Below are 16960 nucleotides of genomic sequence, written 5' to 3'. Positions count from 1 at the left end.
ATTTTCCGTTTGACGAATACGTTTTTGTTTTAACAACTACAACCCGGGATCGTCCGAAAGCCTGGCATTTTTTTTCGAATTTGCGGCAACTGCGCAAACTCGCGAAATGGTAACGAAAAATCACTCAGACGGTACTCGATTCGGTCTTCACCAGATAAAACTTCCAATCCCAACATCTAATGCAGCCAGTCGAATATTGTCACAAGCATCAGCAGCACCTAGAGACATTCCTTTTTATAGACCTGATGGGCACTGTTACCAAGGTCGAACGTCAGACTTTTCTGATCGTGGAAACTCTCTTCAATTTGCAGTCTGGCTTTGTAATGCTTTGGTATTTATTTTGTATAATCAATAGTTTATTTTGGATTTCTTACTTGCATAACTGCAGGTTGGTTCTTTTAATTCCGCTATTTTCAGTGACGGAACTTTGAATGCCGCGCCCAATGGCATCGACCGCGCATCTGCTGTTGGTAACCAAGCTTTGTAGCAAGGCGCAAATTGACGCCATTTTGGCTTTGTCGATGTGTTTTGGAGTAATAAACGACAGGAGATCGGTGCGTATTCTTGAACATTCGTGGCGAGATCCGCAGTTCGGTGTTTTGGCGAAAGATCAGTAACTGCTATGAATATTCGGTTATCGCCTAACATTTGGTTTTAACCAAATCATTTGTGAGGATGCTTCAGGCGAAGTATGGGTCTACAGTGAGGCTGTTGTCAGCTGTGCGCCACGCCGCCAGGACTTTATAGTCACTCTGATGAGCGTGTTCAATGTCTGCTGAAAGCGGAGGTGCAGATTGAGCACTCGAGTCGCAAATCTTTTTTGAGTTGCTTCTGAACACGACTACAGGCATAGTAAAAATGTCGAGGAAAGCTCCAGCAACTTATCTGTGGGATAGCAATGATTTGCATCGGATAAAATCCTGCTGAAAACTGTCTCTGTGAAACACCAACCTGCAAAAAAGTAAATCAGAAAGAATTTTATATGAGTAGTCATTGGTTTTTTGTACCCCACAAAGTGCATTCGCCGCACCTCAGATTGATTTGTTTTCCTTATGCTGGAGGCGGTGTCAGGACTTATTTGCCATGGGCCACTCAGTTGCCACCGGGAATTGAACTGATTGCAGTCCAGCCGCCTGGCCGTGGTTCCTTTATGGAATCGCCGGCATATAACAACATGCCAGAATTGGTTGGTGCTTTATTGCTACAAATTCTTCCGTTGCTCGATCGCCCTTATGTGCTGTTGGGACATAGCCTTGGCAGCCGTGTTGCATTCGAGCTGCTATATCAGTTACAGCAGCAGAAGCAACGGTTACCGGAAATGTTTATCGCGTCAGGGAGTAACAGCCCTGATACGATCAGGGTTAAAACACCGATTTATAGCTTACCAGAAGCAGATTTTATTGCGGAGCTGCAACGACTGAACGGGACGCCGGCTGAAATACTTGCTAATGAGGAACTGATGGCATATTTATTGCCGTTACTACGTGCTGATTTCCAAATTGCAGATACCTACAGTTTTACTGGCACTGCATCATTTCCTTGTCAGTTACATGTAATGGGGGGGGGGGACGACAACGACGTGCCTCTTTCATCTTTGTCGCATTGGGGGCAGTTCTTCACCAAACCGGCAGAGGTTCATACCTTTGCTGGCGGACATTTTTTTATTGAAAGTCATCAAAATGTCGTGTTAGCTCTGATAAAACAGCTTTTGCAAAATTGGTTGTCTGGCGCAATCCAAGCCCATAGTCACGATAAGCGCGTCGCAGTATAAGTATAAAAACAAGTTACCGTGGTGCTGCGGTAACCTTTACGCTTGCTCAATCTGTAGCAGATTCAGGCAACACACAGGCGTTTAAATACCTGTCTGGCTAGAAATGTCAGATCAAATGAGGGAATGGTATGCGGATTTTTCTGCTTAGTCTGGCTGGCACAATGCTGCTGGTTTTACTGGGATTGGGTTGGGGCTTTTATTCACTCTTTGCAATGCCGGGGTCACAGGACGTCGTGACTGAGGTCGGTTTAACTGCGCCGGTTACTGTCAGAACTGATGGCTACGGGATCCCAGTGATTGAAGCAGAAAACGAGCAATCATTATATTTTACAATGGGTTACCTTCATGCAAAAGATCGTTTATGGCAGTTGGAAGTCCAGAAGCGGCTCAGTTCTGGCACTTTAAGTGAAGTTTTTGGCAAAAAAACGCTGGCACAGGATGTCTGGATACGGACACTCGGGATCCGGCAGGCAGCTGAACAAGCGTTGTCACAGCTCGAGCCCGATGTACTGGCATCATTGCAGGCTTATTCGGATGGCATTAATGCCTGGGTTGCCAAGCAAACAAAGTTACCTGCTGAATTTGTCCTGCTGAACATTCAACCGCAAGGTTGGCAACCTGTTGATAGCTTAGCCTGGTCAAAAATGTTTGCATTAAATCTGGCTGGGAACTTTCGGCAGGAATTGCAACGGATGATTGCTCTGCAATTGCTTACTCCTGAACAAGTGGCTCTGTTTTTCCCGCAGGACGGGATCCCACTGTCGCGAACAGCACGACAATGGCCAAACACTGATTCTTTGCAGGGATTACTGGCTCCGCTGACCGATTTGCAGCAACATTTTGCGGTAGGTGGTACTAATGTTGGTAGTAATGCTTGGGTCGTGTCCGGACATCTCACTGCCAGTGGTGCAGCTTTACTGGCAAATGATCCCCATCTTGGCTTACAAACACCATCTTTGTGGTATGCAGTCAGCCAGCAGATACCGAATATGCAGGTGAGCGGGATGACGCTGGTTGGGTTGCCAGTCATTATTTTTGGCCGCAATGCTGATATAGCCTGGGGCGGTACAAATATGATGGCCGATGTGCAAGACCTGAATATTGAGCGGCTGAATCCGGCGAACCCCAGGCAATACTGGCAGGATGGGCGCTGGACGGATTTTGTTACCAGGTCTGAAACAATTCAGGTGAGAGCTGATTTCCCTAGTGCGTTGCGGGATCCGTTAAAGCCAGTCGTTATCCAGGTTCGCCAAACTGCAAGCGGACCTGTAATCTCTGATGGTGTTATTACCGTGTCACAACCAATGACGTTGCATTGGGTTGGGGTAGACCGGCACGACACGACCTATCAGGCATTTTATCGGCTGAACAGGGCTCGTAACTGGACCGAGTTTCTGGCAGCAACCGCTGAACATACAGCGCCGGCGCTAAATATGTTTTATGCTGATACCGCTGGTAACATCGGTTTCAAAGGGATTGGCCGGATCCCGTTACGTGAGAGTGGGAATGGCACCTTGCCGGGTGAGCATCATAAGGCACAGGGCAATTGGATAGGGTATATCCCGTTTGCGGAATTACCTATGAGTTACAACCCGCCAGAAGGATTTATCGTGAATGCAAACAATGCAAATGTCGATAGTACTTACCCTTATGTGATTTCACATGATTTTGCGCCGGCCAGCCGAGCAGAACGGATCAGAGAATTGCTGGCCAACAGCACCACAGCCTCAACAAAACTGACTATTGAGCAAACACGTCAGCACCAGAGCGACACTGTTGATTTGTCAGCAAAGAAGCTATTCCGGCAGCTCATTAGGCATCAAACTGGAACTGCAGATTTGCAGAATGTGATTACACAGTTGCAGCACTGGGATTTGCGTGCTGATCAACAGAGTGTGGGTGCCAGTATTTACTATACTTGGCTGTATTACCTTCGCACACAACTGTTTAACGACGAACTGAAGGGATACTGGCAGAAAAAAGGGTCTGAGTCGACGCTGACGGCCATGTCGGCACTAGTGACTGCCGACAGCATTGCCAGTTGGTTGCAACAGGAGTCAGCCTGGTGTGATGACGTGAATACAGCAGCTGTTGAAAATTGTCACGCTGTTGTGACGACTTCGCTGCAACTGGCTGTTGAAGATTTGCGCCGCCATTTGGGTAGTGACATGGCCGCTTGGCGCTGGGGTGCACAGCAGCGTAGCGTGTTCCGGCATACACCATTTAGTGACGTCAAAGGTCTGAATCAACTATTTGAGCTAACAACGGAAGCCGCTGGAGCGCCGGATACAGTGCAGGCAACAGCAGCGACTTATCAGGACAATGATGGTTTTACCGCAACTTTTGGTGTTGGCTTTCGGCAAATCATGCAAATGTCTAAAGAGACGCCAGTACATCTACTGATCAACTCGACCGGTCAGTCGGGTCAGATGATGAGTCCGCATTTCAGCGATATGTTGCAACTGTTTCAACAACAGCAGTATGTCGATTTAAATAAAAAACAATCAGTCACGGTGTTACAGCTGTTACCCGCGGCACAGGAGCATTAATGTGGGGCTAATCCGTCAGTTTGCGGCCGCAGCGCCTTATAAAGTCTTTTTTTCAGTGCTACTCGGTATTCTGGCAGGCATTTTTTACTCGGCCTTGATTCCACTGGTTATCAGCAGTATAGAGCCTGCAGATCCGGCTTTTCCGGAGCTGAACAGAACATTGTTGTTACCGGGGGATATCGAAGTGTCTGATCCTAAAATGGCAATGTTATATCTGTTTGCCTGCATTGTGGTTTTGCTGACTCGGAGTCTGTCTGAAATCATGCTGTTACAGGTCGGGGCGAGAGTTGCACGTAATTTCAGGATGTCGTTTTATCAGCGTATTAGTGCGACGTCAGTCGTAGCGTTGGAAAAAGCAGGTTCGGCACGACTGATTGGCGCCGTCAATTTGGATGTGCCAAGGATAGTGCTGGGGGCACGGTTAATCCCCGCAATATTCGTCAATTCGGTGACTTTAATTGGCATGCTCGGATTTCTGTTGTATCTGAATGCTTCGGTATTTAAGTTGGTGGTGTTATCCGTGGTGGCTGGTATTCTGGTCTATCAGTTACCAATGATTTTTGGTAGGCGTTTGTTTGAGAAAAATCGGGAGTTAAACGATCAACTACAGGAATCAATAAAAGGCTTAATCTACGGTGCCAAAGAACTGAAGTTGGACCAGCATAAATCGACGTTTTACCACAATCTGTTATTAAAAGCGCAAGAAGAAAAGCTACTCAGAACTGAAAGTGTCGGGCATGCGGTGACCAGAGCAACTGTCAGCCTTGGGGATTTACTGAGTTTTTTTGTGATTGGTGTTGTCAGTTTTATTGCATTAAATCATTACACTATCGCCAGCCACGAACTGGTAAGTATTGTCATGGCTCTGTTGTACATTACAACCCCTATTGCGATCGTCCTGAACTCAATTCCTGGGCTTACAGTAGCTGGCGTATCGTACCGAAAGTTGCATCGGTTGTTGGGGGAGCTTCCTACGGAAGGTTGTGATACAACGATAGTACCAGTGGCAGAGTGGCAAACCCTGCAGTTTGTCTCAGTATGTTACAGGTACCCATCTTATGGTGAAGAGGCTGGTTTTGCTGTTGGACCGATTGATTTGGAGATACATCGTGGAGAAATTACCTTTATTGTTGGCGGTAATGGGTCTGGTAAATCGACTTTGAGTAAGTTAATTACTTTGCACTATCAAGCCACAACAGGTGATATTGTATTTGGTAATCAGAAGGTAGCGGCACAGCAACTGAACAGTTTTCGCCATGAGATCAGCGCGATTTTTTCTAACTATTATTTGTTCGATCGGCTATTGAGTGATCTCACGCGTGAGAAAGAACAAAAACTACAACAGTATTTAGTAGATTTAAAACTGGCGCATTTGGTCAAAGTAACTGATGGTAAATTTTCCACCACAGCATTGTCTGATGGACAGCGCAAACGTCTTGCTCTAGTGGTTGCTTATCTGGATGATAAAAACCTGTATCTGTTTGACGAGTGGGCAGCTGATCAAGATCCGGAGTTCAAAGAGATTTTTTATCGACAGATACTGCCGGATCTAAAAGCTTCCGGCAAAGCGGTGGTTGTTATCAGCCATGATGACAAATATTTCCCTTTAGCCGATCAACTGCTGAAAATGGACGGTGGTCGGCTGATTTCTATCCGACGCGATAAGTCGGTTGCGCTGGCATCTTGTCAGTAATTTGGATTGAATGGTCTGGAGTTTATAAAGCGTGAATACACCGGCGATGTCACAACAATGCCTGCCACTTACAGCGGTGCAGCAAGATATCTATTTTGATCAATTACATTTTGTCGAGCTCCCGCTTTATAATGTCGGCGGTTATATTGCTTTGCCTGCTATTGATCTCGACAGATTACAGCGGGCGCATCAGCAACTGATCGAGCAATGTGATGTGTTTGGGATTCGATTGCGGTTGTCGTCTCAAGGAGTGACTCAGTTTATCAGCTCTGTGCGCGATACAAGGTTGCCGGTGCTGGATTTCAGTCAGGCTGAAGATCCGTTGCTTCAAGCGGACCAATGGCTCAGTGCCCATTTTCAGCGCACAATGCCACTGGATGAGGTTCCACTGTTTGATGCTTATCTGTTAAAACTCAGTGTTGACCGATGGTATTATGTTGGTAAAGCGCACCATCTTTGTATGGATGGTTGGGGTTTTGCGAATTGGGCGAGCAGACTCAGTAACTATTATCAGGACGCATCAGTGGTAACAGTGGGGAAATGCTGGCCCGACATAGTACAACAGAATATTGCTTACAATCACAGTGACAAATACGAAGTAGACAGGTTGTACTGGCAACAAACTTTGCAGCATCTCCCGGAACAATTGTTTCAGGTCCAACATTTTCGTCAACAGAACACTGCTTTTAGTCCGAGCCAGCGTCAGATACTGAAAATCTCTGCGAAACGTAGCTTAGCGTTTGCAGGTTTAGCCAAACAACTGCAGGTTCCAGTGGCTCAGTTGTATCATGCCTTGGTAGCCATATATTTCAGCCGTTGCTACCAACAGCATCAATTGTTATTCGGTTGCCCGGTGCATAACCGTAGCAGCAAAATGGACAAAATGAGTCTTGGTGTTTTTGTCAGCGTGATACCGGTATTATTGGAACTTGATGCTGACGCTACCTTGAACGAACTTTGCAGGCAGATTGCGCAGAAAAGTCGACAAAATTACAAACATCAGCGGTATCCGGTTGGTGAAATGTTCCGTGAATTTGTTAAAGGTACCGGGCGTGAATGGCTGTATGATATTGGCTTCAACTATCTACGGCTTGACAGTCAGCTTGATTTTGATGGGCAACCAGCTCATCTTGTGTATCTGAGTCATCAGCATCAACAAAACCCGTTGATGCTGACTATTTGGGAGTATGGGGATACTCAACAGGCCGAAATTCAGGTTGATTTTAATCTATTATATTTCTCTGCAACTGAGATTGAATTGATGCTGGGTCGATTGGACCTGCTATTCAACCAACTGTTGGAACAGCCGACTGCTTCGATAAACAGTTACGAGGTCATCCCACCGAAGGAACAACAGATATTGCAGCACTGGTCTGAAGGACCTGAATTGTTGTTTGACACACAGATATTGCCCCATCAGCTTTTTGAACAACAGGCTCTGGCAGAACCAGCCAAGACCGCACTGATTTGCGCAAAGCAGCAACTGACCTATTCGGCACTCAACGTTCAGGCAAACCAGTTAGCCCACCGATTGCTGGAGCTATCGTGGCAACCGGGGCAGTTTGTTGGCATACATTGTCATCGCTCTGTAGAAATGGTTGTTGCTGTGTTGGCTGCAATGAAATCCGGGATACCCTTTGTGGCGTTGGATCCTGAATATCCGGAACAACGTCTGACCTACATCGTGAGTGACTGCAAGGTTGGCGTGGTATTAACACAGGTTGGTCTGCCCAATCCATTTGGCGCAACACAGGTCATTGTGGTAGATCAACATCCGGAGTTGACAGCATTTCCTAAACACAACCCGCAGCTGGCCGGGATGCATGCAGAACAGCTTGCGTACTGTATTTACACTTCGGGATCGACCGGACAGCCCAAAGGCGTGTTGATTAGACAACGAAACCTGTTGTCTTTGTTGTACTGGGCACGGCAAACTTTTAGTGATCATCAACTCAGGTCGGTTTTGGTGAGCACCTCGTTAAATTTTGACTTGTCGATGTTTGAACTATTTGTTCCGTTGTGTTTTGGTTTTCAATGTGTACTGGTTCGCAATCCACTGTCGTTACTGGAACAGCAAGTTGATGTGAGTCTGATCAATACGGTGCCGTCGGCTATCCGTGCTTTGCTGCGGGCTGATGCTGTACCTAAATCAGTCAATACCGTTAATTTGGCTGGTGAACCTTTATCAGCGGCTATAGTGAATGACCTGCTGCAGTCGACATCTTGCCAGTTCGTCTACAATTTATATGGCCCGTCGGAAGATACTACCTACTCAACCTGGGCATGTTTCAACACAGGTATTTCGAGGGTGCCCGAGATTGGTAAAGTCATTGCTGGCAGCCAGGCTTATGTGCTGTCAGCGCAACTGAAACCGGTACCGTTGGGGAGCATTGGCGAACTCTACCTGGGTGGGGCTGGTGTGGCTGCCGGTTATCAAGGGCGTCCGGCGCTGACTGCGGAGAAGTTTGTCCGGCTTGATGCCAACAGCGGAATTTGTTATCGGACCGGTGATTTAGTTCGTTACCTACAGGATGGATCGCTGGCTTATCTGGGCCGGGTCGATGAGCAGATTAAGCTAAGAGGATTTCGGATTGAACCAGGGGAGATTGAACACACGCTGCTCGGTTTGAGCGGAGTGACCGAAGCAGTGGTCGTTGTCGCAGATCAGCGGTTATTAGCCTATCTGGTTGCCCGGCAGCAAGACGCTGAAAGTGTCAAAGCTCAACTTGCAGCACAGCTGCCTGCGCATATGGTACCGGACCATGTGATTTTCTTGGCTGGGTTGCCACTGACGCCGAATGGGAAGATTAATAAAAAAGCCCTACCTGCCCTTGAGTTATCACAACAGATCCCAACAGCCGGACTGCCGGAGAGCCCAATTGAAGTCCAACTGGCTGCATTGGTCGGTATGGTCTTGCGAGTGGAGCCGGCATCGATAAATATGCAACTTTCATTTTTTGGCAATGGTGGACATTCGTTGTCAGCTGTTGAGTTGGTCAGCCAGATTAATCAAACTTATGGGATAAACCTGAGTTTGCATCAGATCTTCGGTAGCCAGAATTTAAGGCAATTGGCGACGTTTGTTGACAATAGCGAACGCTGCCAATTACCACAAATAAAGCCGACAATTGCATCGAGTGAACCCGCGCCGATTTCGTTATTACAACAACGATTATGGTTGCTACATCTGGTGCAGGGTTCTTCGGCTAATTACCACATGCCTTTTGCATTGCGGCTAACCGGTACCGTGGAGCCTGCGCTATTAGAGACGGCTTTGGTCATGTTGTTACAGCGGCATGAGATCCTCCGGTCCGTCTATTGTACAACCGAATCAGATGTCCTGCTCCAGTCTTTAGCTGCGGAGTCTTTTCAGCTCGTTGTTGAACAGATTCCTGAGATGGCTGAGTCTGATTTTTTGCAGCTGCTACAGCAAAAATCGACAAAGTCATTTAATTTGGCGGATGATCTGCCATTGCGTGCCAGTCTAATCTGTCGGCAATACGGCAGTCAGGTTGAGTATGTGCTTTGGTTCTGCATTCACCATCTGGCGTTTGACGGCCAGTCGGTACCATTGTTGTTACGTGAGCTGGAACAAATTTGGCAGGCGTTACTGCTGAAGCAAATACCGCAACTGGCTGTTCCTGAACTGCAATATCATGATTTTGCCCGTTGGCAGCATCATCAGTTGGCCAGTGGCGCCCTGAACCATCAGCGGGATTACTGGCAGCAGCAATTGGCAGGAGCGCCATTGAGGCATAGTCTGCCGGTGAACGTAACCAGTTTGGAAAAGCCAGTGAAGGTTGGGTTGTTCAAACAAATACTGCCGGCCGCACTACTGGGACAGCTTCGGCATGCGGCTCGTTTGCAACAGATGACGGTGTTTATGCAGCTGCACGCCGCGTTGGCGCTTTCATTCAGTCGGGCGGGTAATTGTCAGGATGTATTGATTGCCACACCAATTTCAAACCGAACTTTGCCACAACTAGCTGAACTGATCGGCTTTTTTGTCAATACCTTAGTGCTGAGGGTAAATACAGCACAGCCAACTATCGGGCAGTTTTTGCAACATGTGCGAGATGTACATCTTTCAGCCCAACAGCATCAGGAGCTGCCATTTGATTTAGTGGTCGAAGCCTGCCAAGTGCAGCGCGATAGCCACTATTTGCCTTTGAGCCAGATTCTGCTGACTTATCTTGAAAAGTCTGCGGTTGATGTACTCTCATCTGGTGGGTCCCTGTCCTGGTATCCCTTAGAGCAACGACTGTTAAAATATGAGCTTGAAGTCGAAATAACCGAGGCTGATGGTCAAGCGAGTATTTGCTGGCTCTACGACAGCAGTATATTTACCGCTGGTCAGATTGAGCAACTGAGTCAGCAATATCATCTTATCCTGGAAGAGCTTACAGCTGCACAGTTATCTGGTGCCAGCAATATCTTGTCAGCGCCACTGCACCGGATCAGCGGAATACCTGAGTCTGAGCGACATTTTTTGTTGCAAACACTGAATCACAACAGCTTTGAGTATGACCGTACCGCTACGATTCCGGCTTTGTTTGCAGCGCAGGTAAGTTCACGGCCACAACACATTGCCTTGCAGGTTCAGGGCGTTGACTGGCATTTTTCCGATCTGGATCAGATGGCGAATGCATTGGCTACAAGGTTGATACATTTAGGAGTGAATCGGGGAGATCTGATCGGCATTTGTTGTCAACGCGATATTACCATGGTTGTGTCCGTATTGGCTGTGCTTAAAGCCGGAGCTGGTTATGTTCCGGTTGATCCGGCTTATCCGGTGAGCAGGCAACAACATATTGTTACAGCCAGTCAGATCAAGCTGCTGTTGACGAATCAAGGTCTGGCTGAAATGCTGCAGGTTGAGCAGCGCCTGGTGCTGGACGCTGCAGATATGGTGAAAGAACGTCAGGTCCAGGCTCCGTTGCTGACTGTCGGTGCGCAAGATATTGCCTATGTCATCTACACCTCGGGCTCAACTGGTCAGCCTAAAGGTGTCGTCATCCGTCACAGCAATGCAGTGGCGATGTTGCACTGGGCTGCGAGACAGTATTCTGCATCAGAATTAAAACAGGTTTTAGCAAGCACATCACTCAGTTTTGACTTGTCCGTCTTTGAACTGTTTTTGCCTTTATGCTTTGGCTACCAGTGTGTGTTAGTCGATAACGCACTCGCATTACTGACTATACAACCGGCGGTAACTTTAATTAACACAGTTCCTTCGGCGATCCGTACTTTGTATGAGCAGAAGGCATTACCGAATACGGTCAAAGTGGTCAATTTGGCCGGAGAGCCGCTAAAAGCTGAGTTGTTAAACCAGTTGTTAGCCTCTGGTATTGGAAAAGTCTGCAATCTCTACGGACCGACTGAAGACACTACTTATTCAACTTGTGCTGTGTTTGAGCAACCAGTTTCTGGTAGCCCGGTTATAGGTCAAGTGATCGGTAACAGCCAAGCTTACATCTTATCCAAGTCCCAGGAATTACTACCATTTGGGGTAGCCGGTGAGCTATATCTAGGCGGCGATGGTGTTGCTGCAGGCTATCTGGGGCAATCGGCACTCACCGACGAAAGATTTATTGCAAATCCTTATGGCAAGGGAATGTTGTATCGTACCGGTGATTTAGTGCGATATGCCGATCGGCAAGGAAATCTGGCGTTTTTGGGGCGTCTTGATGATCAAATCAAGATCCGTGGTTATAGACTGGAGTTGGGGGAGATCGAACACGTTATCCTGCAACTGCCTGCGGTTAGTGAAGCTTGTGTACTGGCCTCTGGTGACGGTGAGCATCGCCAGTTACGGGCTTTTGTGGTTGCTCGAGTTGGACAAGCAGACTCAGAGGTGCAGCGGCAATTGTGTGTCCATTTAACGGAACAGTTGCCTGAATATATGCAACCGTCAACAATCCAGCTGTTGGCGGCAATGCCACTGACACCAAATGGGAAAACTGATAAAGCAGCGCTCAGCCGATTAAGTGAATCCTCAGGCTCTGCCATAGTGGAGCCAGCGACCCTACAAGAAGCTCAGTTGAGGACAATTTGGGCGAAGGTGTTAGATCATCCACTTGCTACATGTAGTGTCACCGGGCATTTTTTCCAGTTAGGCGGTCACTCTTTACTCGCGGTCCGGCTTAGCAGTGAGATTAGTCGGTCGCTACATCTGGACTGCACGGTGCAGATGATTTTCCAGTATCCGACAATTCGTTTGCTGGCAGCTCAGCTGGCTGCACAACCAACCGCAGCACAGCTTATTCCAGTAAGCGCTGATATCGATGAGCCTTGTCCGTTATCTTTTGCCCAGCAAAGGATCTGGTTCTTAACACAGTTGGCACCCTTAGATGATGCTTTTAATATGTCGGCAGCTTTGACCATATTTGGCAAGTTCAAGCCAGAATGGGTGCCTTCGGCACTGACGGCTTTAGTCCAACGACAACAGATCTTACAATATCGGTTTGTGCTTCATCAGGGAGAGCCGCTCCTGCAGCGTCATGCTGATACGCAGGTACCATTTTGTCACGTTGATTTGTCATCGATGGCGCCTGAACAGCAGCAACAGGAAGTGCAACGTTTACGTCAGGAACATGCTGCTTATACGTTTAATTCGGCTACTGAGATGCTAATGCGTCTGACCTATCTGCAACTAGCCAGCCCGAATTCAGCGTCAGACAGTGTTGAACGACCAGCAGGAATATTGTTACTAACGATGCACCATCTGGTTGCAGACGGCGGTTCGATCCCGCTGTTATTACAAGAGTTTCTGAGCGCATATCAGGCCTTGGTCAAATGTGAGGTGCAGCAACTGCCTCCGCTGCCAGTTAGTTATGCCGATTTCTGCCGCTGGCAACGGGCTAGGTTTGGTCACGCATACCTGAGCAGTCAAACGGCATTCTGGCAGCAATTGCTGGCTGATGCGCCACCGGTGCACCGTTTGCCATTGGCTGGTCCGCGTCATACCCAACCAAGCAGAGGTGCTCAGCTGAAACAAGAGTTGCCCAGTGCGTTATGCCGGGAACTTGAGGCGCAATTACACAGTGCTGGTGTGACGTTGTTTATGTTGTTACAGGCGGCTTTGGCATTGCATATTGGCCGTCTGAGTCATGAGTATGATGTGGTGATTGGTGCGCCTGTTGATGGCCGACAACATCATCAGTTACAACCTTTGGTTGGTTTATTGTTAAACACCACGGTGTACCGGACCGAATTTGCTGACAATCCCGCTTGGTCGTTGTTGTTAGAGCGAACTCGCGAACAACATATCCGATCTTTGCCATACCAGGATGTGCCGTTTGAAGCAATTGTCGAAAAAATAAATCCGGTTAGAGATTTATATCAATCGCCAATTTTTCAAATCTTACTTAATTACAATAATACTGAGCTGCCGACACTACTGCTGGATGATTGCCGCTTGCAACTGCAGGCTGAACTGCCGCAGAGTAGTAAGTATGATTTGACTTTGTATGTCAGCGGCGACACAGCTAAAGGCATTCAGTTGTGCTGGGTTTACAATGAAGCTTTGTTTGCCCATGAAACATTAAGTTTTTATGCCAGTGAGTTTGTCCATCTGCTGACGCAGTTGTGCCAGGCTCCACAGACCCCAGTATTACAATTTGGCTGGCTCAACCGCCCGGACTGGCCAGTACCGCAGCAGAATGTTGCAGAGGACTATCAAATATGGCAATTGCTGGAACTTCAGGCGCAACAGCGTCCTGCTCAGCCCGCGCTGAGTGACGGAGACCATCAATACAGTTACAGAGAGTTAGCCTGTCAAGTTAATCAGCTTGCCAATTATCTGCATGACCATGGGTTTTCTGCCGGTCAGCGTGCCGCGATTCTAACTCAGCGACACGCACAGCGTATCATCAGCATATTGGCTGTTCTCAAGGCCGGTGGTGCCTATGTACCTTTAAGTCAGGAACTGCCGGAAAGCCGATTAATTTATATGCTTAACAACGCAGCGCCGACGCTGCTGCTGACCGATATAGCAAGTCAGGAGGCTTGTCCGTTGTTGTGTAGCAGCTTTAAGGGGCAGGTTGTGTGTATTGATGCTCCGGCTGTGCACATTCAACTGACTCAGACTGCCGATAACTTTCAGGCTGTTGCCCGTAGTGCGATGGACGAAGCTCATATTATCTTCACGTCCGGTTCGACGGGTTTACCTAAAGGGGTCGTCGGCACTTGTGCAGCAACGATGAATCGGGTGCAATGGATGTTAACTGCCTACCCATATCAGCTTGCAGAGCCGGTAGCTCATATTACGTCGATGGCATTTATCCGGGGAGTCTGGGAGTTGCTGGTTCCTTTGTGTGGCGGTGCGCATTTAATTTTATGTGATCGTGATGTGGTGCGCGATACAACTCGGCTTTGGCATTGGTTAAAACACCACCAGATCCGGCGGTTGGTGACAGCCCCGTCGTTGATGAAAGCGCTGACGGATGTTGCCTGCACGTTGCAGGAACAACAGCAGATGCCTTTGCATTACTGGTTTGTCAGTGGGGAACCGTTACTGCAGCAACATGCTAATGCAGTGTTGAATTGTTTTCCTGAGCTCAGATTGTTTAATTTGTATGGCTCGACTGAGGTCATGTCTGATGTACTGGTTAAAGAAATCTATCTCGATTTGCAACAACACTGGGTTACTTTAGGGCTTCCGATTACAGGAGCCGATGTTTGTATTCTGGCCGATGATGGTTTACCAGCCCCTGATCACGTTGTTGGTGAAATTGCGGTGCTTGGTTGTGCGCTTGCCAATGGTTACCTATCGGAAACTGCGAATTCACCTTTTATAGATAGCTCCGCAGGTCGTGTGTACCGTACTGGTGATCTTGGGCTCCGCCGGTCCGATGGCGACATTTCATGTCTAGGGCGACGGGATGATCAGATTAAAATTCGTGGTTATCGGGTAGAGCCTGGTGAGATCCGAGCATTGTTGATTCGTCATCCAGCCGTGCAAAATTGTTATGTTCGCCCTTGGCCGCGAGGCGAGCAACTGCTTTTGATCGCGTATCTGGTTGTTGCGGAGACCGCGCAAACGCAAGCGACAATTCGGGAACAACTCGTCGAACAAGTCAGAGCTAGTTTGCCCTTTTACATGCAACTGTCGGCCTATATTTTTGTCGATGCCCTGCCGTTACGGCCAAATGGCAAAGTCGATCGACAGGCTTTACCTGAACCTGATCTGATCGCCGTACAAACAGAACGTGTCCCGCCGGCCAACGAGACAGAGCGACAATTATGTCTGCTGTGGGGGGAGTTATTACAGCTAGAACCTACAGAGTTAGGGGTCACCAGTTGCTTTTTTGAGTTGGGTGGTCATTCGTTATTGATAACTCAGTTGCAGCATCAGCTATCAGAACGTTTTGGTCTGGTTTTGAGTTATCAGGAGCTGTTTGCCAATAGGACAGTCCGCTATCAAGCAACACGCATATCGCGGCTGAAACAAATGGAAGACGTCGTCAACCCAAGGACTGTCACCGACAGTCTGAAGAAAATTTTGATTTAGGAGCATTCATATGACGGTTGGTCAGCACCAGAGCGACAATAGTTATTACTCAAATCTGTTCGCTGAGCTGGCAGCTTTGTTGCAGAACAACGCCAGCCTAGCCCACTTAGCTTTTGATGATGCTAACAGCAGTATCTCAGATTTCATCAGTGATTTTCGTTATAACGTAAGCCCCTGGCCCGTTGTTATTGACGAGCGGATCATCCGCTGTTTTTCGCGGGTGGTTGAAAGTATGCCATCAGTGTTCAGCAAAGTGCTGCGTTACTACTATCAACATGATCCACAGTGGGTTTGTCAGTATCTTGGAATTTCAGAGTTGATGTTACAGCGATTCGGGAGTCAGGGCCCTGACACCGCAGATCTGATGTGTCGTTATGACGCGATAATGGCCGGGCAACAACTGAAGCTGGTTGAGCTGAATGTCGGCTCGTCGCTCGGAGGCTGGTGGTCTGACTGGCTATATCCTGAGATCAGGCAAGTGCTGGATCACATTGGTGAAGTCAAACATTGGAATCATAAATACCGGCGGATCTCAGAAAATACGTTTAAGGCGGTCTGGCAATCGATCTGGCGTCTGAAAGGATTTGCAGCGCAAGGCAATGTATTTATTTATTTGCCAGCTACCGCGACAGCAAATCTGCAGCGGGTCCATGACCATCTGTATCAGATGGTCATGTTGACCCGTCCTGAGCAATATCCCAATGCAACTCTAACGATTTTTAATGATTTAGATAACATTGAGTGGTTAGCCGACGGCAATATTGCCTGGCAGGGTACTGTAATGGATACATTGTTATTACCGATAGTGAAAGGTGATGAGTTGCCCATCAGTTTCCAGGCAAAATTGCAGGGGTATTCGGAAAAAAATAAATTCTATTATCCCGACAGTGAGCGTCTGACTTTGTTGTCGGTGAAGATGTTGTTTGCGTTATTGCATGAACCGCGAAGTCGGCAAATCCTGAGCGACGCAGAATGGCAGCTTGTTGAGGATCACATACCTTGGTCAGCGAAGCTGGCACAACCAACCGTGAGTTATCATGGGCAAATCTATCCAACCAAGACATTTGTCAGTGACCAACAGCAACAGCTGGTATTTAAAAAATCCCGTTCCATGCAAGGTAAAGATGTGCTGGTAGGGCATTCAGTACCGGCGGCAGATTGGATAGCCTTTTATCAACAACATCAACAGGATCCGGACTGGCTAATCCAGCAATACTGCGCGCCGGATTTAGTTGCCAGTGCCGACCAGCGATCAGGTTTTAACAGTTACCGGATGGTGTGGGGTATTTTTGGATTTGATAACCGGTATGCCGGTGCCTGGTGTCGTGGAGTACCGGCTGCTCATGAGGATACGGTAATAAATCTGGCGCGGGGCGCAGTTGAATTTGTTGTGACAGAACAACAACCACAAAAACTAAAAATGACTTTATAGCAGG

At 47.8% G+C, this 16960-nt stretch carries 6 protein-coding genes; all 6 read left to right on the top strand.

Going from position 1 to position 16960, the window contains the following annotated elements; translation table 11 throughout:
• Positions 1-431: 431 nt before the first annotated feature.
• The 6 genes from A5320_RS05205 to A5320_RS05180 all read left to right on the top strand — a co-directional run bounded on the left by A5320_RS05205 (position 432) and on the right by A5320_RS05180 (position 16956).
• A complete protein-coding gene (locus A5320_RS05205; RefSeq protein WP_068061829.1) occupies positions 432-617 on the top strand; it encodes a hypothetical protein in 186 nt (61 codons plus the stop codon).
• A gap of 365 nt (positions 618-982) precedes the next feature.
• Positions 983-1771: a thioesterase II family protein gene (locus A5320_RS05200; protein WP_068061826.1), complete on the top strand. Its 789-nt coding sequence runs from the start codon at positions 983-985 to the stop codon at positions 1769-1771.
• 128 nt (positions 1772-1899) lie between these two features.
• On the top strand, positions 1900-4320 hold the full coding sequence (locus A5320_RS05195) for a penicillin acylase family protein (protein ID WP_068061818.1): 2421 nt from the start codon (positions 1900-1902) through the stop codon (positions 4318-4320).
• Between the two features lies 1 nt (position 4321).
• Positions 4322-6013: a cyclic peptide export ABC transporter gene (locus A5320_RS05190; RefSeq protein ID WP_068061815.1), complete on the top strand. Its 1692-nt coding sequence runs from the start codon at positions 4322-4324 to the stop codon at positions 6011-6013.
• A gap of 31 nt (positions 6014-6044) precedes the next feature.
• Positions 6045-15524 carry a non-ribosomal peptide synthetase gene (locus A5320_RS05185; RefSeq protein ID WP_157605645.1) on the top strand — a complete coding sequence of 3160 codons (9480 nt, stop codon included), beginning with the start codon at positions 6045-6047 and terminating at the stop codon, positions 15522-15524.
• A gap of 10 nt (positions 15525-15534) precedes the next feature.
• Positions 15535-16956: a hypothetical protein gene (locus A5320_RS05180; RefSeq protein ID WP_068061810.1), complete on the top strand. Its 1422-nt coding sequence runs from the start codon at positions 15535-15537 to the stop codon at positions 16954-16956.
• Positions 16957-16960: the final 4 nt, after the last annotated feature.

Source organism: Rheinheimera sp. SA_1 (assembly GCF_001669775.1).
Classification (GTDB): domain Bacteria; phylum Pseudomonadota; class Gammaproteobacteria; order Enterobacterales; family Alteromonadaceae; genus Pararheinheimera.
This window is presented reverse-complemented; position numbering and strand designations above follow the sequence as displayed.